Raw genomic sequence first — 24,034 nt, 5'->3', positions numbered from 1 at the left:
AAATACAACCAGCGGCAAATCCTGCAATACTGATGATCTGTGACGTGGATAAAACTCCTAAAAATCCGCGCTGCAGGTCTCCGCGGTAAAATTCTAAAAAAAATCGCATAATTTGTTTTAAATTCCCTTGCCAAAAGATACAAAAAAAGGTATAAATAGCGAACTAATGCCCTAGTTGGGCGTGCAATAGATTGCAGGGTTCTTTGTATATCGGACGGACAGTTAATGTCTGAGGGGAGTCGTAAAGCTGGTCGAAAGACCTTCAGGTTTCCTTACCCTGAATGCTTGAAAAGCGTCGTTGACGGTTTTCTAAAAAAAGAGTGTTTGGTGGTTCTGATTATCGGTTTACGCCAGTAAATCTAATGTTGAAAGTCCATACCAATCACTTGATCGTGTGATGCTGGTGGTAATCAACGGCTGCTTCGAATAGATGAAACAGAGATTGATAAATAAATCACTATCATCTCAACAAACATGTGAAAAGTGTGTATGCGAAAGTGTCATTAGCCTTTTAGGAATGGCATTTTCTGGCTTAAAGTGCAACACATAAAAATAATTTTTATCCTGTAAAAAAGACAGGACAAGGAGAACATCATGGCAAAGGAAGAGTTCAACAGAACTAAACCTCACATGAACGTTGGTACTATCGGTCACGTAGACCATGGTAAGACTACACTTTCAGCTGCTATCACTGCATACTGTGCTAAAAAGTATGGTGATAAGCTTTTGAAGTACGATGAAATTGATAATGCTCCAGAGGAAAAAGCTCGTGGTATTACAATTAACTCTCGTCACCTTGAGTATCAGTCAGACAAGCGCCACTACGCACACATTGACTGCCCGGGACACGCTGACTACATCAAGAACATGATTACTGGTGCTGCTCAGATGGATGGTGCTATCCTCGTAATCGCAGCTTCTGACGGTGTTATGGCTCAGACAAAAGAACACCTTCTTCTTGCTCGTCAGGTAGGTGTACCAAAGATTATCGTATTCCTTAACAAAGTTGACCAGCTTGATGGTGATGAAGAAATGCTTATGCTCGTAACAGAAGAAGTTCGTGACACAATTCAGTCATACGGATTCTCTGCTGATACACCAATCATCCCAGGTTCAGCATTCAAAGCTCTTAACGAATCTGACAATCCAGAAAATACAAAATGTATCGAAGAACTTCTTACAGCTATGGATACATGGTTTGATGATCCAGTTCGTGATGATCAGAAACCATTCCTTATGCCAATTGAAGACATCTTCACTATTACTGGACGTGGTACAGTAGTTACTGGTCGTATCGAACGTGGTGTAATCCATGTAAATGACCCGGTTGAACTTGTTGGTATTCGCGAAACACAGTCATCTACATGTACTGGTATCGAAATGTTCAACAAGACACTTAACGAAGGTATGGCTGGTGATAACGCTGGTATCCTTCTCCGCGGTATTGAAAAGAAAAACGTACTTCGCGGTATGGTTCTTGCTGCACCAAAATCAATCACTCCACATACAAAGTTCGAGGCTCAGATCTACGTTCTTACAGAAAAAGAAGGTGGACGTCACAGCCCATTCTTTACTGGTTACCGCCCACAGTTCTACTTCCGCACAACAGATATTACAGGTACTGTAAATCTTGAAGCTGGTGTAGACATGGTAAAACCAGGTGACAATACAAAGATTGTTGGTGAACTTATTCACCCAATCGCTATGGACGAAGGTCTTAAGCTTGCTATCCGTGAAGGTGGTCGTACAATCGCTTCCGGACAGGTTACAAAGATTATCGAATAGTTATTGATTGAATGAAGATTTCGCTCGGGATTACTCGGGCGGGTCTTCATTCTTAGGAGTAAATGATGGCAAACGGCAAGATTCGTGTAAGACTTCGTGCTTTTGACGTAGCTCTTATCGATCAGTCTGCAAAAGACATTGTACAGCAGGTTCAGAAGGCTGGAGCAAAGGTTTCAGGACCAGTTCCGCTTCCAACAAGAATTAATAAAGTAACAGTTCTTCGTTCACCATTCGTTAACAAGAAGTCACGTGAACAGTTTGAAATGAGAACTCACAAACGCCTTATTGATATTTTTGAACCAAGCTCAGAAGTTATGGATTCACTTATGAAGCTTGAGCTTCCTGCAGGTGTTGACGTAGAAATTAAACAGTAATTGTAGAGTTTTTACTCTGGGTTTCAGATTACTGTAAAATAAACGGGACGGTTCCCTGGATCGGGAATGGCGACCGATGGGAAGAAGATTAAACCTTACTTCCAAATAGGAGATTTCAGATGAAAGGTCTGATAGCAAAAAAAGTAGGAATGACACAGGTATTCGACGAAAACGGAAATCTGACACCAGTAACCGTGATCCGCGTTGAGCCAAACACAGTTGTTGCTACAAAGACAGAGGAAAAATGCGGTTATAACGCAGTGGTACTTGGTCTTGATGATTTGAAAGCATCAAAAGTATCAAAGCCTTATGCAAAGCAGTTTCCTGAAAATGTGACACCAAAACGTCATCTTAAAGAATTTCGCGATTTTGAAGGCGAAGTTGCAGTTGGCGACCAGATTGGTGTGGAATTATTCAATTCAATTCGTTTCATCGATGTAACCGCTACCTCTAAGGGTAAGGGTTTCCAGGGTGTTATGAAGAGATGGGGCTTCCATGGTGGACGTGCTACTCACGGTTCTAAGTTCCATAGAGAGGCCGGTGGTACAGGTAACTCAACAACTCCAGGACACTGCCTTAAGAACGTTAAAATGGCAGGCCGCATGGGTAATGATCGTGTTACAGTACAGAATCTCAAGGTTATCAAAGTTGACCCTGAGTTGAAAGTTTTGATGGTTCGTGGTGCAGTTCCTGGGGTTAAAGATGCAACACTTATCGTTAAGGCTGCTGTTAAGAAATAAGGTCGAGGAATAGTATGGAAAAGAAAGTCTATTCAATCGATGGTAAAGAACTCAGGACAATTAATCTTGATGATAAAATTTTCGGACTCCCAGTCAACGAAGATGTTATCTATTATGCCATCACTAACGAATTAGCAAATAAACGTGTTGGAACAGCTTGTACAAAAACACGTGCAGAAGTTCATGGCAGCAATGCTAAACCTTACAAACAGAAGGGAACTGGTAATGCACGTCGTGGTGATAAAAAGTCACCAATCACTGTTGGCGGCGGTACAATTTTTGGACCTAAACCACGTGATTACAGCTATTCAATTCCAAAGAAAGAAAAACGTCTTGCAATGAAGTCTATCTTGAGTCTTCAGGCTCAGAGCGACAGACTTACAGTTGTTGAAGACTTCACAATTGAAAGCGGAAAGACAAAGGACCTTGTAAAGATTCTTAATAACTTTACTAAGGGTGAGCGCACTGTAATCCTTCTTAAGGATGATGATAAGCTCATTAGACAGGCAGGAAAGAATCTTCCTAATGTTTACTTCCTTTCTTATAACCGTCTTCGTGCTCATGACCTTTACTACGGAAGAAAGGTTATCATGCTTGAAGGTGCAGCTAAGAATCTTTCTGATTTCTATGCTGACTCAAAGGAGGCTGAATAATGAATTACGAAGATGTTCTTATTGAGCCTGTACTTTCAGAAAAAGCAACTGCTCTTCGTGAACAGAATAAATATACGTTCATTGTAAAATCAGATGCTACTAAAACAGATGTAAAAGAAGCTGTTCGTAGACTTTTCAACGTAAAAGTTGCTGATTGTACAGTTGTTAATGTACTTGGAAAGATTAGAAGACTTCGCGGAAGACCGGGAAGAACTGCCAGCTACAAGAAAGCAATCGTAAAGCTTGAAGCTGGAGAAAAAATTAAGGTATTTGAAGGCGTCTGAGCCTTTAAGTAATGAGTAAGGGGAACCATATGGCTCTTAAAATATACAAACCTTATACAAAAGGTACACGTGGTCGTGTTGACTTAGTACGTGATGAATTGACAGCCGATAAACCCGAGAAAAGCTTAACTTCTGGCCGCAAATCAAAGGCTGGTCGTGGACAGGGTGGTCGTATTTCTGTACGTCACCAGGGTGGCGGTCATAAAAGAAAGTATCGTGAAATCGACTTTAGACGCGATAAGCACGGTATTCCTGGAACAGTTAAGACTATTGAATATGATCCATTCAGAAGTGCAGACATTGCATTGGTATTCTATGCTGACGGCGAGAAACGCTATGTAATCGCACCAAAAGGATTGACTGTAGGACAGAAGATTATGTCTGGTGAAACTGCTACACCAACAGTTGGAAATGCTCTTCCATTGGAAGCTATTCCAGTAGGTTTCACAGTTCACAACATTGAGCTTACACTCGGTCGTGGTGGTCAGCTTGTTCGTTCTGCAGGTGCAGGAGCTTTGGTTGCTGCAAAAGAAGGTGATTATGTAACAATCAAACTTCCTTCTGGAGAACTTCGTCGTGTTCATGGTAAGTGTTATGCAACAATCGGTATTGTTGGAAACGAAGAACGCATGAATACAAAGCTTGGTAAAGCTGGTCGCAACAGATGGCGCGGTATCCGTCCGACTGTACGTGGTATGGCTATGAACCCAGTAGATCATCCACTTGGTGGTGGTGAAGGTGCTGGTAAAGGACATCAGCCTGTTACTCCTTGGGGACAGCCTTGTAGAGGTTACAAAACTCGTAATAAGAGAAAGACCTCTGATCGCTTTATCATTAGTCGCCGCAAGAAGTAGGCTAGGAGTTAAAAGTGTCAAGATCAGTTAAAAAGGGACCTTTTGTAGATAAATCACTTTATAAAAAGGTTTCAGAAATGAACAAAGCAGCAGCTGCTGATAAGAAAATGATTAAAACTTACTCACGCTGCTCTACAATTATTCCTGAAATGGTTGGAAATACTATTTCAGTACATAATGGAAAGTCTTGGATTCCTGTTTACGTAACAGAAAACTTAGTAGGTCATAAACTTGGTGAGTTTGCTGGTACTCGTACTTTCAAGGGCCACGGCGGTGACAAAGCTGCAGGTAAATAAGGAGTGTAGAAATGGCAGAAAATAAAGGTTATAGAGCCGTAACAAAATTCCTTATTGCATCACCTACAAAGGTTCGCCCTGTAGCTAATGTTATTAAGAGAAAGTCTTGTTCAGAAGCTTTGGCAATACTTGATGTTATGCCTCAGAAAGGTGCAGAGCTTATCAGCGGTACATTAAAGTCAGCTGTTGCAAATGCACTCAATTCTAATAAACAACTCGATGAAGATATGCTTTATGTTAAGGAAATTCGTATTGACGAAGGTCCAAGACTGAAGAGAGTATGGTTCCGTGCTCGTGGACGTGCTGATCAGCTCTTGAAACGTATGTGCCATATCACTGTTGTAGTTGACGAAAAGGCAGGAAAGTAAAGTGGGTCAGAAAGTTAATCCGATTGGTTTACGTCTTGGCGTAAACAAGACCTGGCAGTCTCGTTGGTATGCAGATTCTCGTGAATATGCAGACCTTTTCTTGGAAGATATCAAGATTCGTAAGCTTGTTAACAGCCTTCCTGAATGTAAGAACGCAGACATTGCTGAAATTGAAATTGTACGTCATCCACAGCGTGTGACTATTGTTATTCATACAGCACGCCCTGGAGTGATCATTGGTGTTAAAGGTGCTACTATCGAAAAGATTAGCACTGATATCCAGAAGCAGTTGACTAAGAAAGTACAGATTAAGATTAAAGAAGTTAAACGTGCTGAAATCAACGCTTCTCTTATCGCTCAGAATGTTGGACGTCAGCTTGCAGGACGCGGTTCATTCCGTAAGGCTCTTAAACAGTCTGCTGCAAATGCAATGAAGGGTGGAGCACAGGGTATTAAGATCCGTATCTCTGGCCGTCTTGCTGGTGCTGATATGACTCGTTCTGAAGAGCACAAGGAAGGACGTGTTCCTCTTCATACTCTTCGTGCAGACATTGATTACGGTTTCTACGAAGCTCTTACTACATACGGAAAAATCGGTATCAAAGTATGGGTTTACAATGGAATGAATTACGGTCATGAACAGAATGAAGATGCTGGTGATATCGTTAAGAAGAATCGCCGCGATCGTTCATCAGGTGAACGTAAAGCACGTGCTCCAAAGTCTGAGGGAGGAAAAGTAGAAAATGCTTAGTCCTAAAAGAGTTGCTCACCGTAAGGTGCAGCGTGGCAGACCAACTGGAAATGCTACACGTGATAATCATGTAGATTTTGGTGAAGTAGCACTTGTTGCTATGGAACCGGTATGGCTTAGTGCAAAGCATATTGAAGCAGCTCGTGTTGCTATCAACCGTTGCATTAACCGTGAAGGTCAGGTTTGGACCCGTATCTTCCCAGATAAGCCAGTTTCAAAAAAGCCGGCTGATACACGTATGGGTAAGGGAAAGGGAGCTCCAGAATTCTGGGCTGCAGTAATCAAACCTGGTATGATTTTGTTTGAAGTAGGCGGAGTTGCAAAGGATAAGGCTGAAAAGGCTATGCACCTTGCAGCAAGCAAACTTCCAATTAAGACAAAAGTGGCATTCCGCCCAACAGTTGAGTAAGGAGTAAGAAATGGCTGATTCAAAGAAAAAAGATAAAGATCTTTCTTATGACGAACTCGTTGCAAAGCGCAATGACGTAAAAAAACAGTACATGGATCTTCGCTTTCAGGCAGTTGTAGGCCATGTAGATAATCCAATGCAGAAGCGTACCTTGCGCCGCGAAATCGCACGCTTGAATACACTTATTCATCAGCAGGATCTGGCTAAGTTCAGAGCAGCTGCTGCTGAAGCTGTAGCTGCAAAGTAAGGAGCTGACCCGTGGCAGAACAGAATGTTCAGAATAAGGCTGCAAAACGTTCATTTGTTGGAATCGTAACAAGTGACAAAATGGATAAAACCATTGTTGTTTCTATTGATTCAAAGAAAATGGACCGCCTTTATAAGAAATACGTAACACGGACCAAGAAATGCAAGGCTCACGATGAACAGAACGAAGCTCACATTGGTGACACAGTTCGTATCGTAGAATGCAGTCCGATTAGCAAAGATAAGTGTTGGCGTCTCGATGCTATCATCGAGAAGGCTAAATAAGCAGGAGTAAGACGATGCTTCAGATGCAGTCAAATTTGGTTGTTGCCGATAACTCCGGAGCTAAATTGGTTCAGTGCATTAAGGTTTTAGGTGGATCACACCGCCGCTATGCAGGTATTGGTGACATTGTTGTGGTAGCTGTTAAGGAAGCAATTCCTACATCTACAATTAAAGAAGGTACAGTACAGAAGGCAGTAATCGTTCGTGTAGCAAAAGAATACCGCCGTCCAGATGGAACATATATCCGTTTTGATGATAACGCTTGCGTTCTCATTGATGCAGATCATAATCCAAAAGGAAAACGTATTTTTGGACCTGTAGCACGTGAGCTTCGTGATAAGGATTTTATGAAAATCGTTTCACTCGCTCCGGAAGTACTGTAAGGAGTCGTGATTATGAATCAGAAAGTAAAGATCCGTAGAGACGACAACGTAGAAATCATTGCTGGAAAAGATAAAGGTAAGCGCGGAACTGTTGTACGTGTTTTCGAAAAGAATAACAAAGTACGTGTTGTTGTTAGCGGTGCTAATATCGTTAAGAAGGCAATAAAGAGAAGATCCCAGCAGGATGCAGGCGGAATCGCTGAAGTAGAAGCTCCTCTGGATATTTCAAATGTAGCTCTCGTATGCAAAAAATGCGGTCCTACAAGAATTGGATACAAACTTGACGGTGACAAGAAAGTTCGCGTTTGCCGCAAGTGTGGAGAAACACTGTAATGGAAAATTACGTACCACGGCTTAAGAAAGTCTATAAGGAAACAATCGCCCCTGAGCTCTTTAAGGAACTTGGTTATACATCTGTAATGCAGATTCCAGCTATTAAAAAGGTAGTTGTAAGCATGGGTGTTGGCGAAGCTCTCACGAATAAGAAACTCCTTGATGCTGCAGTTACAGATCTCACTCAGATTACCGGTCAGAAGGCTGTTAAAACAAGAGCAAAGAAAAGTATTGCAAACTTCAAACTTCGTGAAGGCCAGGAAGTTGGTGCAATGGTTACACTTCGTGGAACAATTATGTATGAATTCCTCGATCGCCTGATCAATGTTGCACTTCCTCGTGTAAAGGATTTCCGCGGAATTAAAGCTACCGGTTTTGACGGACACGGAAATTTCTCTCTTGGTATTACAGAACAGATTATCTTCCCGGAAATCGACTTTGATAAAATTGTAAAGATTTCTGGTATGAACATCAGTATTGTAACAAGTGCTAGAACTGATAATGAAGCTCGTGCTTTGTTAACTAAGTTTGGCATGCCATTTAGAAAGTAAGGATTAAGTTCATGGCTAAGAAATCAATGGTTATCAAGGCGAACCGCACACCTAAATATAGTACACGTCAGTATAACAGGTGTCAGGTGTGTGGACGTCCGCACGGATATTTGCGCAAGTTTAAGATTTGTCGTATCTGCTTCCGCAAATTAGCAAGTGAAGGCCTTTTACCAGGCGTCACAAAATCATCTTGGTAGTGACAGGAGAATAGAATGGCAGCTTCAGATCCAGTAGCAGATATGCTCGCAAAAGTTCAGAATGCGGCAAAAGTTGGTCACGAAAAAGTAGACGTACCTACTTCTAAGATGAAACTTGAGATCGTAAAAATCTTGAAAACTGAAGGATATATTAAAAACTTCAAGAAAGTTCAGGATGATGACGGTCACAGTATTATCCGCATTTTCTTAAAGTATGACGATGCAAACAAGGCAGTTATCCATGGTATGAAAAAGATTTCAACACCAGGTCGCCGTGTTTACTCAGGTTATAAGGATTTGCCACGTGTTTACAACGGTTATGGCACATTGATTATTTCAACTTCTACAGGTGTTACAACTGGCAAGAAAGCAGCTGAAAAGCTTGTTGGCGGCGAGTTGATCTGTACAGTATGGTAATAGGAGAGAACAATGGCATCAAAAATTGGTAAACTTCCTGTTGCTATACCTGCAGGTGTTACTGTTACAGTTGCTTCTAACATGGTTACTGTAAAAGGACCAAAGGGAGAACTTAAACAGGATTTTAATGACTTGGTAAAAGTTGAAGTAAAAGGTTCAGAAGTAGTTGTTACTCCTTCTAATGAATCAAAAGCTGCAAGTGCAGCTCATGGTTTGTACCGTAACCTTGTTTTTAACATGGTTAAAGGTGTTTCAGAGGGATTTACAAAGTCTTTGGTCATTACTGGTGTAGGTTATCGTGCAGAAGTAAAGGGTAAAGAACTTGTAATGAACCTTGGATATTCATCAGATTTTATTGCAATTATTCCAGATGACCTTACAGTTACAGCTGATCAGACAGGAAAAATTACAATTACTGGAATCGATAAGCAGAGAGTTGGTGAATTCAGTGCTCAGATTCGTAAGCTTAGAAAACCTGAACCTTATAAGGGAAAGGGTGTTCGTTATGAAACTGAAGTTATCAGACGCAAAGTCGGTAAGACTGGTGTAAAATAAGGTGAGTTGATATGTTTAAGAAGTTAAATGATAAACAGAGAAAACGCCTGCACAGAAAAATTCACATTCGTAAGTCAATTTACGGAACTGCTGAACGTCCACGTATGACTGTGTTCAAGAGCGGACGCAATCTTTACGTACAGGTAATCAATGATGATGAAGGCAAGACTCTTGCTTCCATCTCAACTCTTGAAAAGGATTTTGTATCACTCAAGGCAAATGTTGACGGTGCTGCAAAACTTGGAGAAGCTTTGGGTTCACGCCTTAAGGAAAAGAACATTACAACTGTAGTGTTTGACCGCAACGGTTATCTTTATCATGGTGTTGTTAAGGCCCTTGCTGACGCTACACGTGCCGCTGGCATTGTATTCTAGGAGAGGCTATGGAACACCAGAAGAATAATGAAAGAAAGCCTGCTGATGAATTCGTAGAAAAGCTTGTAAAGCTTAATCGTACTGCTAAAACTGTAAAAGGTGGACGCAGGATGTCTTTCTCTGCACTTACTGTAGTAGGTGACAAAAAAGGACGTATCGGATACGGATTCGGTAAGGCAAATGATGTTACTGAAGCAATTAGAAAGAGTATTGATAAGGCTAAGTCTAACCTTATAACTCTTTCTTCTAAGAATGGCACTCTTCCACATGAAATTGTCGGAAAATATAAGAGTTCTTCAGTATTGTTGAAGCCTGCTTGTCCTGGTACAGGTATTATTGCAGGTGGTGCTGTTCGTGCAGTTATGGATGCTGCAGGAATTACAGATGTTATTTCAAAGTCGCTTGGTTCAAGCACATCAGTAAATGTTGTTCGTGCAACATTTAATGCTGTTGCAAGCCTTATGGATGCACGTGCTGTTGCTTCAAACCGCGGAAAGTCTTTGAATGATTTGTGGGGCTGATTTATGGCAAAATTAAGAATTACACTTGTAAAGAGTACCATTGGTCAGAAACCAGAAAAGAAAGCAACTGTTCGCAGCCTTGGTCTTAAAAAATTGAATTCTGTTGTTGAACATGAAGCAAATGATTCTATCAAAGGAATGGTTGCTTCTGTTTCTCACTTAGTAAAAGTTGAGGAGATCGGCTGATGTCAGACTTTACTTTATCAGCACCACAGGGTGCTAACAAAAAGAAGCGCATTGTTGGTCGTGGTTCTTCTTCAGGTCGTGGTACAACGGCTGGAAAAGGAAACAAAGGTCAGCAGTCACGTTCCGGCGGAAAAACATACGTTGGATTTGAAGGCGGTCAGATGCCTTTGTATCGTCGTATTGCACATCGCGGTTTTTCTAACGCCGTATTTAGAAAGGAATATGTTATCTTCAACGTTTCAGAACTGAATGCAAAATTTGCAGATGGTGAAACAGTTGACGTTGCATCTCTTGTTAAGAAAGGTCTTCTTAATAAATGTTTGGACGGCGTAAAGGTTCTTGGTGACGGTGAAGTTACAAAGAAGCTTAATGTTGTTGTAGACAAGATTTCTGCTTCTGCTAAAGCTAAAATTGAAAAAGCTGGTGGAACAGTTTCTTTGGTTACTCCAAAAAAAGAAGAATCAAAATAATCGGAGTGTGACGAATGGCTAACAATCCTGTTGTAAACATGTTCAAAGTTAAGGAAATTCGCAATCGTATCCTCTTTACTTTGTTGATTTTGGCGGTTTTCCGTCTTGGAACTGTTTTAACTATTCCTGGATTAAATGCCGCAGCTCTTGTTGACTATTTTAGCGATCTTGCTAAAAGCAACAAGGCTGAAAGCGCATTCGCCAGCTATATGGATTTTTTTGCCGGTGGAGCATTTGAAAAGTTTTCTGTGTTTATGCTTGGTGTAATGCCATACATTTCTACACAGATTATTCTTCAGCTTGCCCTGGTAATTTTCCCTTCTCTTAAGAGAATTGCACAGGAAGAAGGTGGCCAGCGTCGTGTACAGATGTGGACAAGAGTCGGAACTGTAATTGTATGTATAATTCAGGCTCTTGCCATTACAGCTTATGTAAGCTCAATCAATGCTGCAACACAGGGTGCTGCTGTTACTAAGTATTATAGTAACTGGATGGCTATTCTTACTGTTACAGCAGGTTCTATGATTACTGTATGGATGGGCGATCAGATAACTGCACATGGAATTGGTAATGGTATTTCCATGTTGATTTTTGCAGGTATTGTGGCACGTCTTCCTTCAGCTGTTTGGGAACTTATAACTATGGTAAGAAACGATGGACTTAACGTTGTGTACGTAATCGTTGCACTTGGTTTGTTCCTTGTTATTATCGGTCTTGTTGTTTTTGAACAGTCTGGAGAACGTAAGATTCCTGTACATTATGCAAAACGCGTTGTTGGACGTAAAATGTATGGTGGACAGAGCACTTATATTCCATTTAAAATTAATCCATCTGGTGTAATCCCAATTATTTTTGCATCAGCATTTCTTACATTCCCGTTGCAGATTGCTACTAGTCTTCAGAAAAAAGCCGGATGGCTTAACTGGCTGGCTGCAAAACTGAATCCGATGGGAGTTTGGTATAATGTAATTGAAGTCTTGCTGATTATTTTCTTTGCATACTTCTACACTCAGGTAACCCTGAACCCTACTGAAATCGCAAAGAATATTCGTGAAAACGGCGGTTCGATTCCCGGAATCCGTACGGACAAGACTGAAAGTTATCTTCAGAAGGTGTTAAACCGTCTGATTCTTCCTGGATCTTTGTATCTTGCATTTATTGCTTTGATACCTACTTTGATTCAGATTGCATTTGGTTTCCCTGCATCAATTTCTATGTTGATGGGTGGAACTTCGCTTCTGATTCTTGTTGGTGTTGATATCGATACGATGGCACAGGTTGAAGCTCTTCTTAAGATGCATCACCATGATGGTCTTACAAAGAAGGGATTAAAGTCCAGAAATCTCTAAAAAAAAGGTTTTAGGACTAGAATAAAAAACAAGAATTATGTTATATTGATTGCCACATATTTTTATATGTGGCTCATTGGGTTGTAATTCATAGCGAATTGCCATGACTCGATGATTGTAACATTATTTCTAAGGGGACTTTTATGAAAGTACGAACCAGCGTAAAGCCCATCTGCGATAAGTGTAAGGTTATTAGGAGAAACGGCGTTGTCCGCATTATCTGTACTAATCCTAAACATAAGCAGAGACAGGGTTGAGGAGTAATTCATGGCTCGAATTGCGGGAGTTGATCTTCCTAATAAGCATGTTAACATTGCGTTAACATATATTTACGGTATTGGCCGTTCAGCAGCAAATACTATCTGCGAGAAAACACAGGTAAATCCTGATGTTTTGATCAATGATCTCTCAGAAGATGATTTGAATAAGCTTCGTAAGACTATCGATGAAGAGTATAAGACAGAAGGACGTCTTCGCTCAGAAATCGGTCTTAACATTAAACGTCTTATCGATATTGGTAGCTATAGAGGATTACGCCACAGAAAAGGTCTTCCTGTTCGTGGACAGAGGACAAGAACTAATTCTCGTACACGCAAGGGTAAGAAGAAGACCGTTGCTAACAAGAAGAAGGCATAAGGCGGAGGATTAGAATGGCAACCGTAAAAAAGAGAAAAGAGAAGAAGAGTGTTTACGAAGGTAACGTTTATATTCAGGCTACTTTCAATAACACTATTGTAACAATCACAGATATCAAGGGAAATGCAATCGCTTGGGCTTCTTCAGGCGGACTTGGATTCCGTGGTGCAAAAAAATCTACACCGTTTGCAGCTCAGTCTGTAGCTGAAACAGCAGTACAGCGTGCAGCTAGCTACGGATTGCGTGAAGTACACGTGTTTGTAAAGGGTCCTGGTATGGGTCGTGAAAATGCTATTCGCGTACTGGGAACATTGGGATTGAAAGTAAAGTCTATTTCAGATATTACTCCTATTCCACACAACGGATGTCGCCCACGCAAAACACGCCGCATGTAAGGAGAATAGACAGATATGGCAAGATATACAGGACCAGTATGCAGACTTTGTAGAACAGAAGGTACAAAGCTGTGTCTTAAAGGTGATCGTTGTAAGAGCGATAAATGTCCTATTAACAAGAAGCGTGCAGCTCCAGGAAAAGATCCTAAAGCTAGAACTGGTAAGAGAAGTGAATACGGTCTTCAGCTTCGTGAAAAGCAGAAGATTAAGAGAATTTATGGTATGCAGGAAAAACAGTTCCATCTTACATTTGAACATGCTCTTCGCATGCCAGGTGTAACAGGTGAGAACCTTGTTCGCTTGCTTGAAAGTCGTCTTGACAACATTGTTTACAGAATGCATTTTGCAGCTTGTAGAAACCAGGCTCGTCAGGTTGTACTTCATCGCCATGTTCTTGTAAACGGACGCATTGTTAACATTCCTAGTTATCAGGTAAAACCTGGTGATGTAATTGAAGTAAAAGAAAACAGCAAGAAACTTGCAATTATTCAGGATGGTCTGAAAGAAGTTTCTAAGTCTGGTGTTGCTTCATGGGTAACTGTTGACGTAGATGCAGTAAAAGGAACTTTTGTGCAGTATCCAAGACGCGAAGAAGTTACGGATCTCGTTGGTGTTAAAGAACAGCTCGTAGTCGAGCTCTATTCTAAATAATAAGGAGTTCAGATGGCTCGCAAAAATCTGCTTAAAGGCTTTAAGAAGCCAAAGGGCATTACATTTGAGCATCTTGAGACTAATCCTAACTACGGTAAGTTTACTGCTTATCCTTTTGAACCTGGATTTGGAACAACTGTCGGAAATACACTCCGTCGTGTTCTTCTTTCATCAATTCAGGGATATGCAATTTCTTCTGTTAGAATTACATCTTATGATGTTGATGGTGTACCTCATGTTATTTCAAGTGAATTTGAAAACATTCCTAATGTTTCTGAAGACACTTTGGAAGTGTTGAATAGCTTAAAACAGATTCGTTTGCGTCTGCCTGGTGATCTTGAGCAGGATACTATCCTTTATGAATTCAAAGGACCTGGAACAGTAAAAAGCGACGACTTCGAAAAAGAAGGTCAGCTTGAAATCATGACTAAAGGTATGGAAATCTTTACCATGATGGAAGGTGCAAACCTTGAAATTGAAATTCAGGTTGACTTGGGTCGTGGATATGTTCCTGCTGAAGTAAATGAACATTACATTGAAATTGTTGGTACAATTGCAATGGACTGTATATTTACACCTGTGCCAAAGGTTAAGTATTCTATTGAACCTTGTCGCGTAGGGCAGCGTAACGACTACGATAAACTTATTCTTGAGATTTGGACTGATGGTTCTATTAGCCCAGAGGATGCTCTTGCTGAAGCTGCTAAGATTGCAAAAGATTACTTTGCAATTTTCGTTAACTTCAACGAAAGTGAGTATTCTACAACTGAAGAACTTGATGAAGGTGATGAGAAAATTCGTAAGTTGCTCAATACATCTGTAGAAGAACTTGAGCTTTCTGTACGCAGTTCAAATTGTCTTAAGAATGCAAATATTCACACTATTGGTGAATTAACTAAGAAAACGGAAGATGATATAACTAAGACCCGTAACTTTGGAAAGAAGAGTCTTGAAGAAATCAAGGCTAAGCTTGAAGAACACGGATTAACTTTAGGAATGACTGACTATAGCCATCTTAAGGATACTGACTTCCATAATCAGAAGGATGAGAACGAATGAACCACATGAATGGATTTAATCCGCTTTCACGTACAACAGCCCATCGTCGTGCTATGACACGCAATATGGTAACTTCATTGTTTAGATACGAACGTGTTACTACAACTAAATCGAAGGCTCTTGAAGTACGCAAGGCTGCTGAAAAATTAATTACACGTGCCAAAGTTGACAGTGTACATAACAGAAGAGAAGCTGCTAAATTTATTGCAGATGAAAAAATCCTCAATAAATTGTTTAAGGAGCTTGGTCCACGTATGAAGGATCGCAATGGCGGTTATACACGCATTCTTAAAATGGGTTTCCGTCAGGGTGATGCTGCAGACGTTGTAATTCTTGAATTGGTAGACTATAAACTTCCAGAACCTGAATCAGCAGATTCTAAAGAAAAGAAGTCTACAGATAAGGAGTAAACTATGTCTAAATCACATCGTGGAACTGGAATCAGAAATGAGCCGAATCATGGTCGTGGAGTATGTCCTGTTTGCGGTACTGCACAGGTTAAAGTTCTTTATGATCAGGAAATCGACGGGAAAAAAGTAAAAATCTGTAAGTTCTGTAAAGCAAACTTAAAGAACAAGGCACAGAAAGATGCTAAGCTTGCTAAGAAAGCTGCTCCTGCTGCACCAGCTGCAGAAGAAACATCTGCTGAAGCATAAGTCTACCATGTAGACATAAGCCGCTCTTCATATGAAAGGGCGGCGTTTTTTTTTGTCTGGATTTAAAAAGTTTAGGATTAAACTTTACATACTGAAATCTTTGCCTAAATAGATTTCACGAGCTTCTGGAGATTGAAGAATCTGTTCTTTGTTACCTTGTGTAATAATCTGACCGTTTGAAATTATAATTCCACGATCTGTTATTTCAAGAGTATCTCTGACATTGTGATCGGTGATTAAAACCCCAATGTTCTGTTTTGCCAGGAGTTTTATAATACTTTTGATATCAGCTACAGCGATTGGATCGATTCCTGCAAATGGTTCATCTAGAAGAAGGAATTTTGGTTCAATTGCAAGGGAACGGGCTATTTCTGTGCGACGACGTTCCCCTCCGGAAAGTGTAAAAGCCAGCTGTTTGCGTATTCTTCCGATTGCAAATTCTTCGATAAGCTGGTCCAGTTTCTGTTTTTTTTCAATTTTAGACAGATCTTTTCTTCTTTCCAAAATTGACCAGATGTTTTCTTCTACAGTTAATTTTCTGAAAACTGAGGCTTCCTGAGGGAGATACGAAATACCCAGTTTGGCACGTTTGTACATTGGAAGTTTTGTTATACATTTGTCATTTAAAAAAATATCACCAGAAGTAGGCTTATAAAATCCTACAATCATGTAGAAGCTGGTTGTTTTTCCGGCTCCATTTGGTCCGAGAAGACCAACTACTTCACCGGTTTTCATTGAAAAGTCTATTCCTCGTACAACCTTTTTACGACCAAAAGATTTGTACAGGGAGGTAATTCTGAGTATATCTGATGACTGTATATTTGTTTCTTGTGTAAAATCAACTGCCGTGTTTTCATTCATTTTCGGGCTCCTTTGATCCTTCAGCTGCAGGTGGTTCTGTTTGAACCGGCTCTGACGGACTCTTTTCTTCTTTTGGAGTTGTGGTAACCGAACCTTTAACGCGGCCGTCAAGGGTTATTTCCTGTGTTTCAAGATTTAGAGTAATGTTTTGAGCACGGAAAGTATCAGTTCCCTGTGTTATATTTGGGTTGCCGCTCATTTCCAGCATCTGTTCATTTTTGCGGTAAATAGCATGTGCTGCAGTACATTTATTATCTTTTTGTGTAAGGTTTACCTGAATTTGCATGACAGCGACATTTGAATTCTGACTGTATTCAATGATTTCTGCATCTGCCGTAACGTCATTTTCTGTATCAACAAGATGAACGGCATTTTCCAGAAGGGCAACTTTTGTTTCCCGGTCATAACTCATGGACTGGCAGGTAAAGGTCATTTTTGTTTCAAGATTTTTGCCGCTTATATTTCCGGAGGCAGAGATTATTCTGTAATCCTTGCCGCTTAATTCGATTTGATCTGCAGAAATTTCCATAGTTTCTGTCAGGATATGGGCATTTCCTGACAGTACGGTTTTTCCGTTTGAATCTCCTGCGGTTCCGCTCATGGAGGATGCGGAAAAAGTAATTTTTTCTGAATATGCAGAGGTTAAAATAAAAAGCAGTACCAGGAGATATGAAAGGATGTATTTCTTAAACGAATTCATTGTTCAGCTCCTTCCTCTGCTGCATTTTCCGTTGAATCCTGCTGAATTATAGTTCCTTCAGTTTCTGACTCAAACTTAAAGGCATTTGTAATGGAACTTGCGGAAAACCCTTTGCCGCTAACCTCTACATCATTTTTAAAAATACGGACTGTATCGGATTTTCCTGAGGCCAGCTGTTCTGTTTTTGCATTCCATTTAAGATTTTGTGCATTAATTTCAAGCTTTGGATCTGAGTTTTTTATTTCAATATCGTTGAAAAGTGAGTATATTTCATTTTTTGTATCCATTCCTAACAGCCCGCATTTGCCTTCGGTCTGAACTGTTCCGTCCTGACTCCAGGTTGTGAACGTAGTATTGCTTGCAAAGGAGGCATTGTCACTTTTATATTGCTCAAGCCTGTCAGCAGAAAGTTCAGCGGTTTTTTTATTGTTTTCGTATCTGGCAAAACTGGAATTTATAAAAATAAATTCCGGGATTTTATCTTTAACAAAAACTTCTTTTCCGTAGTCCAGAGAACAGGAGAATGAGAAAACTGCTGTCATAGTTATCAGGGCTGCGGAAAGTTTCATTATTTTTTATTGCAGTTTATTGCAGCAAGAATGAATGAATTGAACAGAGGATGCGGTTTAGCCGGTTTACTGATGAATTCCGGATGATACTGAACTCCAATTCCCCAGGGATGATTCTGCCATTCAAAAGCTTCTGTCTGGTTATCGGAAGCAGACATTGCAGAAATATAAAGTCCTTTGTCATTCATATCTTTAGTATAGTGACGGTCAAAAGCGTACTTTGAGCGGTGCCGTTCTGTTATGAGGCTGGAATTGTAAATAGAAAAGAGCTTTGAGTCTTCTACTATTTTAACTGATGAAGAACCGAGTTTCATAACGCCGTCAGACGGTCCCTGCTGTTCTTCCGGAAGGCTTATAACAGGGTGGGTTGAATTTGATATAAATTCTGTAGTATCTGCATCTTCCCAGTTGCAAAGATTACGGGCTGTCTCGATAGCCATAAGCTGCATTCCAAGATCAATTCCAAGATAAGGAATTTTGTTTTCTCTGGCATAGGTAACAGCTTTTAAGAGACCAAGGAACCCTCTCTGGCCGTAACTGCCGGGAATTACGATTCCGTCTGTATCTTTAAAGAAAGAATCAATGTCATTTGTTTTTTCGAGGGTTTCTGCATCTATTTTTTTAATTGTCAGTTCAGCATTATTTCCGGTTACTGAAGCATGGAACAGGGATTCCTGAACGGATTTATAGCAGTTGTCCAGGTAGTCTTTTTTTCCGACGAGAGCAATCGTAACTTTTGATTCAGGATGATTAAGCTTGTTTAAGAAATCTGTCCACTGATGCACGTCTGTAGTACGGTTCATTATTTTAAGCTTATTAAGAATTTTTGAATCAAGGTTCTGTTCATGGAAAATTACAGGCAGTTCATAAATAGATTTTTCAACGTCAGGAGATACAAATACAGATTCTGCGGATACGTTACAGAAAAGACCTATTTTTTTCTTAAGGGATTCTTCTACCGGAGCTTCACAGCGGCAGATAAGAATGTCCGGCTGGATACCAACCTGCTGCAGCTGTTTTACGGAGTTTTGAGTAGGCTTTGATTTAAGTTCTCCGCCTGTAATAACAGGAATAAGAGTCAGGTGTATTGAAACTACATTTTCTTTACCCATTTCTCTGGCAAACTGGCGGCTTGCTTCAAGATAAGGTACTGCTTCTATATCACCTACGGTTCCACCGATTTCTACAATTACTACATCAGCACCGCTTGTTGTACCGAGGTGACGGATGCAGCGTTTGATTTCGTCTGTAATGTGAGGAATAACCTGAACTGTACGTCCATTGTAGCGGCCTGCACGTTCATTTCTGATAACATTCTCGTAAACTTTTCCGATGGAAATACAGTTTTCATTTGTAAGATTTATATTTGTAAAACGGCTGAAATTGCCAAGGTCAAGATCTGTTTCTGCTCCATCTTCTGTTACGTAGACTTCTCCGTGCTGATACGGACTGATGTTTCCGGCATCAACATTTATATACGGGTCGCATTTCATCATTGCAACTTTTAATCCGCTGGATTCAAGAAGACTTGCGATTGCACTTGAAGCAACACCTTTTCCTAAACTGGAACAAACACCACTGGTTACAAGAATATATTTACTCATGCATGGCATTTTAACATGATGCGGGATTTTGGTAAATGTCTTCGTCTACATTGATTATTTGCGGAGTTCCCGGAAGTGGAATAAGCCGTGTTATTAAAAAAACAGCGAGGGAAGATGTAAACAGAAAAGCAAGAACAAAAAGGCTTCTTGTTCCGTCTCCCCGAGTCAGGTTCAGTTTGGAAGCAATAGGATCAGAAAGAAAGTATCCTGCAACTGCACAGAGTACAGGGAAAATAAGGCTTAAAATTCCCTGGACGGCCTGGCTTATACTTGAAGCTGCAAGAGTGACTACAGCCCCGGGGTTTACTGATAATTCCATGGGATTTGATACAGTAAACTGAATTCCTGTTTTTTCACAGGTAGAAGTACAGCCTGCACAGGAATCTTTAAGAAGCGGCTGTACGGTAATTATTTTATCTTCGGTAGAGACAACTAGTGCTTTTTTATTCATGACTGCCCCTTGGTAAGGTTTTTCAGCTGTTCACGGCATATTTGTGCTGCATTTTTGTTGCCAAGTTCATCATAGCAGTCGGCAAGATTGTAAAATGCATCATAGTAGAAAGGATTAATCGTAACTGCATGTTCAAAACATTCACAGGCACTCATGTATTCGCTGTTCTGAAAAAGAAGAACGCCAAGACTGTTCCACAGATGGTCGTTGTTTTCGTTCAGGCTCAAACCGTAAAAGAGATACTGCAGGGCTGTCTGTGTTCTGTCTACGGAAATATTAAGGTTTGCAAGGGTTTCAAGAATTTCCGGATCTTCAGGATTCATGATGTGGGCCTTTTCCATTGATGAAATTGCCTTATCAATATATCCTGCATCACGATAGGTAAGGGCAAGATTGAACCAAAGGAGATAGTTTTCTTTATCCAGGGTCAGTGCTCTTTTAAAACAGGCGACTGCTTCGTCAAAGTTTCCTTTCTGGGCGAGATGAATTGCATTGTTGTTAAGTTCTTCTACATTTTCTTTCATCATGCAGGTATCATCCTTGTGAAAAGCTCTTTAATCTGAGCTGAACTTTGTTTTTCTTTTCCAAAAAGTTCAAGGAGTGAATCAGTTCCTGAATTTATCAGGGAGATTCCCCGGTTTTTTGCTTCCTGGATGCAGCCGGAGGTTTCAAGAAGAGTTATAGCTTTTTCTACGGCTGGACTTTTTATTCCTTCGTTCTGTGCCTGAATGAAATACTGGCTTAGAGTCTTAAATTTTTCAGGTTCCTTTTGTGCAAAAAGAAGTACAGGCAGGGATTTTTTTCCTTCAACGATGTCGTCCCCTCTAAGCTTTCCCGGGTTTCCGGAAGTAAGGTTTATGACGTCGTCTATTATCTGAAAGCCTGCTCCGATTTCAGAAGCATATAAGGCTGCCTGTGAGGCTTCTGTTTCTGAATATCCGGCTGCAATACATCCGGTTTTTGCCGCAAGGCTTGAAAGGGTTCCGGTTTTTCCTTTTACCATTGCAAGATATTCGTTTACTGAAGGTATGCAGTCTTTGCTGCGGTGCCATGCAATATCCATAGCCTGTCCCAGATGAAGCCGGCGTACTTCCATAAGGGCTGCTGAGTAAAGCCGGTTTTTAAGTTCCTGAGAGCAGTTCATGCTGTCGATTATTGTAAATGCTTCAAAGTAGAGCCATGAGCCTGCATTTATTGCCGTGTCGGTTCCGTAAGTAATGTATGCTGCAGGTTTGCCTCTTCTTGAATCAGAGGAATCTTCTATATCATCATGGATGAGGCTTGCGGTATGGATAAATTCCACGAGGGGTGCAAGATGAAATGCATTGCTTGTAATTGAATTGCGTTCATCTTCTGAAAGTTCTGGATTTTCTGCTTTTGTAAGGGCACAAAGGACTAGAAAAAGAGGTCTCCAGCGTTTTCCGCCTGCCTGAATGAGTTCTACAGCTGGCTGTATCAGAGGTTCAAGGTGTGAATCACTTATGGCAGAATCAAGTTTTCCGAATGCCAGGGACTTCCATTCCGGGGAACATTCCGTGCTGAGTGCTGAGGATATATTTTCTTCTATTTTTTTAAGTATTTCGTTTATCTGTAAAGTCATATCATCATATTATAACTTGTATAAAAGGTATTGTCGAGGATGGAGGAGTTTAAAGAATCGGGCTGCCTTTTTTGTCAGGCAGCCCTTGCTGTAGAAAAATTAAATTCAGTACAGTGGTTTAATGTGAAGCATGTTCTGCAAGAAGCTTGTTCATTTCTGATGCCATGTCTTCAAGACTTACCTGCTTCTGTACGGCTCCAAGCTCAAAGGCTGCGCGAGGCATTCCGTATACGATTGCACTTTTTTCATCCTGACCCAGAGTCCAGGCTCCCTGCTTTCTCATTTCTGCAAGTTCAACGGCTCCGTCTTTACCCATTCCGGTCATGATTACACCAAGAGCACGGTTTTTGTACATTTTTGCGACTGATTCAAAGAGAACATCTGCCGATGGTCTGTGTCCGTTTCTCTGTGGTTCCTGGGAAAGCCTGATTACGTTGCAGAGGGTGGATTTTTCGACCTTGATATGATAGTCTCCCGGGGCTACGTAAACCTGTCCCGGATGTATCAGATCTCCGTCTTCTGCTTCTTTTACGTTCAGCGGGCATATTCTGTCCAGACTGGAAGCGAATTCTTTAGTAAATCCTGCCGGCATGTGCTGAACTATAAGTATCGGTTTAGGGAATTTAGGATCTATTTTTGCAAGAACTTCCCTGAGGGCATTAGGGCCTCCCGTAGAAATTCCTATGGCAACGATATCAATTGGTCCCGGTTCCCGTTCCGGAGTAATTGTCTGAGGTTCTTTCTTTTTAGGTTGCCAGAGTGTTGGCGGAAGTTCAGAAACTTTTGTAGCCTGAGGATTTATTTTGTCCAGAAGCCCTGTTTTTATTGCAGCATCAGTAGCTTCTTTAAGCTTTGCCTGCTGCATGAATGCTTCAATTGGATAAATCTGCTTACCCTTTCTGCGGGCATAGCGGCTTCCGTATGAGGCAATTTTTTCGATTATGGAACTTGTGATGGATGAGATGTTGCTTGATGTTGAACCGCCCGGCTTTGTAATGAAGTCACTGGCGCCAAGATCAAGACACTGCATTGTTACGGCAGCACCTTTAGTAGCTATTGATGAGAGGATGACTACAGGAATATCTATTCCCTGTTTTTTACGTTCTTCCAGGAACTGAACGCCTGTCATTTCCGGCATTTCTATATCAAGAAGAATCAGGTCCGGCTTAAGCTGAGGAATTTTCTGGAGACAGAATTTTCCGTTCATTGCTGTTCCGATGGTAGTCATTCCGTCTGTAGAATCAATGATTCGTGAGATAAGGTTACGCATCAAAGCTGAATCGTCACATACTAAAACTTCAATATTATCCATAAAATCAGTCCTTTGATATTGCAGCGGTAAAAACCGCATTTTCTAAAAAAAAGCTGACAGAAAGAGATTTTGCAGAGGAAATTTCTTTTTCTTTGAGTCAGCCATCCCTGTTTTGAAATGAGTGCTTTTTAAAAAGATTCTAAAAAGCACTTGTTTTTTATTGTTTTATTCTTTTTTTTCGTAAAGACAAGCCCACTGAGTCTTAAGGAACTCAAACTTTGTATCCATTCCGAAAAGACTTTCTGAGTGTCCTATGAAAAGGTATGAATGCTTAGCCATGGAAGCCCAGAAACGGTCTATTGTTGCTTTTTGCGCAGCTTCATCAAAGTAGATGAGAACGTTACGGCAGAAAACAATATCAAGGTTTCGGGAACCGCTGTCATTGCGGAGGTTATGGTAGTCAAACCGTATTGTCTTCATTAAATCCGGTTTTACCTGATAACCGCCTTCTCCTTTGTTGAAGTAGGTTGCAAGGTAATTCTGCGGAATTCCTGCAATTCTTGAATCAGCATAGAATCCCTGCTGTCCGACCATAAGGGACTTGAGGGAAATATCTGATGCAATGATTTCAAAAGTATATGGGGCCGGAAGCTTGTCCTTAAGAAGCATTGCAATTGTGTATGGCTCTTCTCCTGTGGAACAGCCGGCACTCCAGATGCGGATCTTTCTGTCTCCGGTTGCCTTTTTTTCTTCTATCAAGTGAGGAATTACATAGTTGATGAGAGCGTCAAAATGTGGCTGGTTACGGAAAAAGCGCGTAAGGTTAGTCGTTATGCTGTCGAGGAATGTCTTGAATTCTCCCTGGTCGCTTGTTATCAGGGCATAATAATCCTGAACCTTCTCTATATTCTTTTCTCTAAGACGTTCTTTTAAACGGCTGTCAAGTATAGAGCGGTTCGTCTCTGAGAATGTAATTCCGCTTGCGTCGTAAATAATCTTGCGGAACTGATTGAATTCTGCATCGGTTAATAAATCTGCCATACAGAACATTATATTACGCAAAGTTCGATTTGTAAAATGATTTGCCAAATTTATACATTTGCACTGCATATACAGAGTTTCTTTCAGCGGTCTGGGGCAGGCTGCTTTCTTTAACTGAAATTTAATAAAAGCCTAATTTTTTCTTATAAAAAGATAAATTTTTGTTGACAGTTGAAAA

The 24,034-nt window shown here is 40.7% G+C and carries 39 protein-coding genes; 30 read left to right on the top strand and 9 right to left on the bottom strand.

Going from position 1 to position 24,034, the window contains the following annotated elements; translation table 11 throughout:
• The first annotated feature begins 594 nt into the window (after positions 1 to 594).
• The 30 genes from tuf (at position 595) to HNP77_RS04920 (ending at position 15,778) form a co-directional block, all read left to right on the top strand.
• The gene (tuf, locus tag HNP77_RS05065; RefSeq protein ID WP_184652090.1) at positions 595 to 1,785 is read left to right on the top strand and encodes an elongation factor Tu; all 1,191 of its coding nucleotides are present in this window, start codon (positions 595 to 597) and stop codon (positions 1,783 to 1,785) included.
• Positions 1,786 to 1,850: 65 nt separating this feature from the next.
• Positions 1,851 to 2,159, top strand: coding sequence for a 30S ribosomal protein S10 (gene rpsJ / locus HNP77_RS05060; protein WP_184652089.1), 309 nt, complete (start codon positions 1,851 to 1,853; stop codon positions 2,157 to 2,159).
• Between the two features lie 119 nt (positions 2,160 to 2,278).
• On the top strand, positions 2,279 to 2,899 hold the full coding sequence (rplC, locus tag HNP77_RS05055; protein WP_184652088.1) for a 50S ribosomal protein L3: 621 nt from the start codon (positions 2,279 to 2,281) through the stop codon (positions 2,897 to 2,899).
• A gap of 14 nt (positions 2,900 to 2,913) precedes the next feature.
• A complete protein-coding gene (rplD, locus tag HNP77_RS05050) occupies positions 2,914 to 3,552 on the top strand; it encodes a 50S ribosomal protein L4 (RefSeq protein WP_184652087.1) in 639 nt (212 codons plus the stop codon).
• A complete protein-coding gene (locus tag HNP77_RS05045) occupies positions 3,552 to 3,836 on the top strand; it encodes a 50S ribosomal protein L23 (protein WP_184652086.1) in 285 nt (94 codons plus the stop codon). The genes rplD and HNP77_RS05045 overlap by 1 nt, the downstream gene beginning before the upstream one ends.
• A 29-nt stretch (positions 3,837 to 3,865) precedes the next feature.
• Positions 3,866 to 4,690 carry a 50S ribosomal protein L2 gene (gene rplB / locus HNP77_RS05040; RefSeq protein ID WP_184652085.1) on the top strand — a complete coding sequence of 275 codons (825 nt, stop codon included), beginning with the start codon at positions 3,866 to 3,868 and terminating at the stop codon, positions 4,688 to 4,690.
• A 14-nt stretch (positions 4,691 to 4,704) separates the two neighbouring features.
• Positions 4,705 to 4,986, top strand: a complete 282-nt coding sequence (gene rpsS / locus HNP77_RS05035; protein ID WP_184652084.1) for a 30S ribosomal protein S19 — start codon at positions 4,705 to 4,707, stop codon at positions 4,984 to 4,986.
• Between the two features lie 11 nt (positions 4,987 to 4,997).
• Positions 4,998 to 5,354: a 50S ribosomal protein L22 gene (gene rplV, locus HNP77_RS05030; protein ID WP_184652083.1), complete on the top strand. Its 357-nt coding sequence runs from the start codon at positions 4,998 to 5,000 to the stop codon at positions 5,352 to 5,354.
• A 1-nt stretch (position 5,355) separates the two neighbouring features.
• Positions 5,356 to 6,105 carry a 30S ribosomal protein S3 gene (gene rpsC, locus HNP77_RS05025; RefSeq protein ID WP_184652082.1) on the top strand — a complete coding sequence of 250 codons (750 nt, stop codon included), beginning with the start codon at positions 5,356 to 5,358 and terminating at the stop codon, positions 6,103 to 6,105.
• Positions 6,098 to 6,514 (top strand): 50S ribosomal protein L16, encoded by a 417-nt coding sequence (rplP, locus tag HNP77_RS05020; protein WP_184652081.1) that lies wholly within the window; start codon positions 6,098 to 6,100, stop codon positions 6,512 to 6,514. Before rpsC ends, rplP begins: the two co-directional genes overlap by 8 nt.
• Before the next feature lie 10 nt (positions 6,515 to 6,524).
• Positions 6,525 to 6,761, top strand: a complete 237-nt coding sequence (gene rpmC / locus HNP77_RS05015) for a 50S ribosomal protein L29 (RefSeq protein ID WP_184652080.1) — start codon at positions 6,525 to 6,527, stop codon at positions 6,759 to 6,761.
• 11 nt (positions 6,762 to 6,772) lie between these two features.
• On the top strand, positions 6,773 to 7,045 hold the full coding sequence (rpsQ, locus tag HNP77_RS05010; RefSeq protein WP_184652079.1) for a 30S ribosomal protein S17: 273 nt from the start codon (positions 6,773 to 6,775) through the stop codon (positions 7,043 to 7,045).
• A 14-nt stretch (positions 7,046 to 7,059) separates the two neighbouring features.
• On the top strand, positions 7,060 to 7,428 hold the full coding sequence (gene rplN, locus HNP77_RS05005; protein ID WP_184652078.1) for a 50S ribosomal protein L14: 369 nt from the start codon (positions 7,060 to 7,062) through the stop codon (positions 7,426 to 7,428).
• A 12-nt stretch (positions 7,429 to 7,440) separates the two neighbouring features.
• The gene (gene rplX, locus HNP77_RS05000) at positions 7,441 to 7,761 is read left to right on the top strand and encodes a 50S ribosomal protein L24 (RefSeq protein WP_184652077.1); all 321 of its coding nucleotides are present in this window, start codon (positions 7,441 to 7,443) and stop codon (positions 7,759 to 7,761) included.
• Positions 7,761 to 8,312: a 50S ribosomal protein L5 gene (gene rplE / locus HNP77_RS04995; RefSeq protein ID WP_184652076.1), complete on the top strand. Its 552-nt coding sequence runs from the start codon at positions 7,761 to 7,763 to the stop codon at positions 8,310 to 8,312. The genes rplX and rplE overlap by 1 nt, the downstream gene beginning before the upstream one ends.
• A gap of 11 nt (positions 8,313 to 8,323) precedes the next feature.
• Positions 8,324 to 8,509, top strand: coding sequence for a type Z 30S ribosomal protein S14 (locus HNP77_RS04990; protein ID WP_184652075.1), 186 nt, complete (start codon positions 8,324 to 8,326; stop codon positions 8,507 to 8,509).
• Between the two features lie 15 nt (positions 8,510 to 8,524).
• The gene (rpsH, locus tag HNP77_RS04985) at positions 8,525 to 8,926 is read left to right on the top strand and encodes a 30S ribosomal protein S8 (protein ID WP_184652074.1); all 402 of its coding nucleotides are present in this window, start codon (positions 8,525 to 8,527) and stop codon (positions 8,924 to 8,926) included.
• A 12-nt stretch (positions 8,927 to 8,938) separates the two neighbouring features.
• Complete coding sequence (gene rplF, locus HNP77_RS04980; protein ID WP_184652073.1) at positions 8,939 to 9,481, top strand: 50S ribosomal protein L6; 543 nt, start codon at positions 8,939 to 8,941, stop codon at positions 9,479 to 9,481.
• A gap of 11 nt (positions 9,482 to 9,492) precedes the next feature.
• Positions 9,493 to 9,855, top strand: a complete 363-nt coding sequence (gene rplR / locus HNP77_RS04975) for a 50S ribosomal protein L18 (RefSeq protein ID WP_184652072.1) — start codon at positions 9,493 to 9,495, stop codon at positions 9,853 to 9,855.
• Between the two features lie 8 nt (positions 9,856 to 9,863).
• Positions 9,864 to 10,376, top strand: coding sequence for a 30S ribosomal protein S5 (rpsE, locus tag HNP77_RS04970; RefSeq protein WP_184652071.1), 513 nt, complete (start codon positions 9,864 to 9,866; stop codon positions 10,374 to 10,376).
• A 3-nt stretch (positions 10,377 to 10,379) separates the two neighbouring features.
• Entirely contained in the window at positions 10,380 to 10,562 is a 183-nt protein-coding gene (rpmD, locus tag HNP77_RS04965; protein ID WP_184652070.1) for a 50S ribosomal protein L30, read from the top strand.
• Positions 10,562 to 11,032, top strand: a complete 471-nt coding sequence (gene rplO, locus HNP77_RS04960) for a 50S ribosomal protein L15 (protein WP_184652069.1) — start codon at positions 10,562 to 10,564, stop codon at positions 11,030 to 11,032. Before rpmD ends, rplO begins: the two co-directional genes overlap by 1 nt.
• Before the next feature lie 14 nt (positions 11,033 to 11,046).
• The gene (secY, locus tag HNP77_RS04955; RefSeq protein ID WP_184652068.1) at positions 11,047 to 12,381 is read left to right on the top strand and encodes a preprotein translocase subunit SecY; all 1,335 of its coding nucleotides are present in this window, start codon (positions 11,047 to 11,049) and stop codon (positions 12,379 to 12,381) included.
• Between the two features lie 143 nt (positions 12,382 to 12,524).
• The gene (rpmJ, locus tag HNP77_RS04950) at positions 12,525 to 12,638 is read left to right on the top strand and encodes a 50S ribosomal protein L36 (protein ID WP_184652067.1); all 114 of its coding nucleotides are present in this window, start codon (positions 12,525 to 12,527) and stop codon (positions 12,636 to 12,638) included.
• Positions 12,639 to 12,648: 10 nt separating this feature from the next.
• Complete coding sequence (rpsM, locus tag HNP77_RS04945; RefSeq protein ID WP_184652066.1) at positions 12,649 to 13,017, top strand: 30S ribosomal protein S13; 369 nt, start codon at positions 12,649 to 12,651, stop codon at positions 13,015 to 13,017.
• Positions 13,018 to 13,031: 14 nt separating this feature from the next.
• Complete coding sequence (gene rpsK, locus HNP77_RS04940; protein ID WP_184652065.1) at positions 13,032 to 13,412, top strand: 30S ribosomal protein S11; 381 nt, start codon at positions 13,032 to 13,034, stop codon at positions 13,410 to 13,412.
• A 15-nt stretch (positions 13,413 to 13,427) separates the two neighbouring features.
• Complete coding sequence (gene rpsD / locus HNP77_RS04935; RefSeq protein ID WP_184652064.1) at positions 13,428 to 14,063, top strand: 30S ribosomal protein S4; 636 nt, start codon at positions 13,428 to 13,430, stop codon at positions 14,061 to 14,063.
• Between the two features lie 12 nt (positions 14,064 to 14,075).
• Positions 14,076 to 15,122 (top strand): DNA-directed RNA polymerase subunit alpha, encoded by a 1,047-nt coding sequence (locus HNP77_RS04930; protein WP_184652063.1) that lies wholly within the window; start codon positions 14,076 to 14,078, stop codon positions 15,120 to 15,122.
• Positions 15,119 to 15,532 (top strand): 50S ribosomal protein L17, encoded by a 414-nt coding sequence (gene rplQ / locus HNP77_RS04925; RefSeq protein ID WP_184652062.1) that lies wholly within the window; start codon positions 15,119 to 15,121, stop codon positions 15,530 to 15,532. The genes HNP77_RS04930 and rplQ overlap by 4 nt, the downstream gene beginning before the upstream one ends.
• 3 nt (positions 15,533 to 15,535) lie before the next feature.
• Positions 15,536 to 15,778, top strand: coding sequence for a hypothetical protein (locus HNP77_RS04920; protein WP_184652061.1), 243 nt, complete (start codon positions 15,536 to 15,538; stop codon positions 15,776 to 15,778).
• An 84-nt stretch (positions 15,779 to 15,862) separates the two neighbouring features.
• Here HNP77_RS04920 and lptB read toward each other — a convergent pair whose 3' ends face one another.
• From lptB to HNP77_RS04875, 9 genes are all read right to left on the bottom strand, one after another.
• Positions 15,863 to 16,639, bottom strand: a complete 777-nt coding sequence (gene lptB / locus HNP77_RS04915; protein ID WP_184652060.1) for an LPS export ABC transporter ATP-binding protein — start codon at positions 16,637 to 16,639, stop codon at positions 15,863 to 15,865.
• Positions 16,632 to 17,339: an LptA/OstA family protein gene (locus HNP77_RS04910; protein ID WP_184652059.1), complete on the bottom strand. Its 708-nt coding sequence runs from the start codon at positions 17,337 to 17,339 to the stop codon at positions 16,632 to 16,634. Before HNP77_RS04910 ends, lptB begins: the two co-directional genes overlap by 8 nt.
• A complete protein-coding gene (gene lptC, locus HNP77_RS04905; protein ID WP_184652058.1) occupies positions 17,336 to 17,908 on the bottom strand; it encodes an LPS export ABC transporter periplasmic protein LptC in 573 nt (190 codons plus the stop codon). Before lptC ends, HNP77_RS04910 begins: the two co-directional genes overlap by 4 nt.
• Positions 17,908 to 19,512 carry a CTP synthase gene (gene pyrG, locus HNP77_RS04900; RefSeq protein ID WP_184652057.1) on the bottom strand — a complete coding sequence of 535 codons (1,605 nt, stop codon included), beginning with the start codon at positions 19,510 to 19,512 and terminating at the stop codon, positions 17,908 to 17,910. Before pyrG ends, lptC begins: the two co-directional genes overlap by 1 nt.
• Positions 19,513 to 19,522: 10 nt before the next feature.
• Entirely contained in the window at positions 19,523 to 19,963 is a 441-nt protein-coding gene (locus HNP77_RS04895; RefSeq protein WP_184652056.1) for a SoxR reducing system RseC family protein, read from the bottom strand.
• Entirely contained in the window at positions 19,960 to 20,490 is a 531-nt protein-coding gene (locus tag HNP77_RS04890; RefSeq protein WP_246428870.1) for a tetratricopeptide repeat protein, read from the bottom strand. Before HNP77_RS04890 ends, HNP77_RS04895 begins: the two co-directional genes overlap by 4 nt.
• Positions 20,487 to 21,563 (bottom strand): polyprenyl synthetase family protein, encoded by a 1,077-nt coding sequence (locus tag HNP77_RS04885; protein ID WP_184652055.1) that lies wholly within the window; start codon positions 21,561 to 21,563, stop codon positions 20,487 to 20,489. The genes HNP77_RS04890 and HNP77_RS04885 overlap by 4 nt, the downstream gene beginning before the upstream one ends.
• 118 nt (positions 21,564 to 21,681) lie before the next feature.
• Positions 21,682 to 22,875, bottom strand: a complete 1,194-nt coding sequence (locus HNP77_RS04880) for a protein-glutamate methylesterase/protein-glutamine glutaminase (RefSeq protein ID WP_184652054.1) — start codon at positions 22,873 to 22,875, stop codon at positions 21,682 to 21,684.
• 165 nt (positions 22,876 to 23,040) lie between these two features.
• Positions 23,041 to 23,856, bottom strand: coding sequence for a CheR family methyltransferase (locus HNP77_RS04875; protein ID WP_184652053.1), 816 nt, complete (start codon positions 23,854 to 23,856; stop codon positions 23,041 to 23,043).
• Between the last annotated feature and the right edge of the window lie 178 nt (positions 23,857 to 24,034).

It is taken from the genome of Treponema rectale, from assembly GCF_014202035.1.
GTDB lineage: Bacteria > Spirochaetota > Spirochaetia > Treponematales > Treponemataceae > Treponema_D > Treponema_D rectale.
This window is presented reverse-complemented; position numbering and strand designations above follow the sequence as displayed.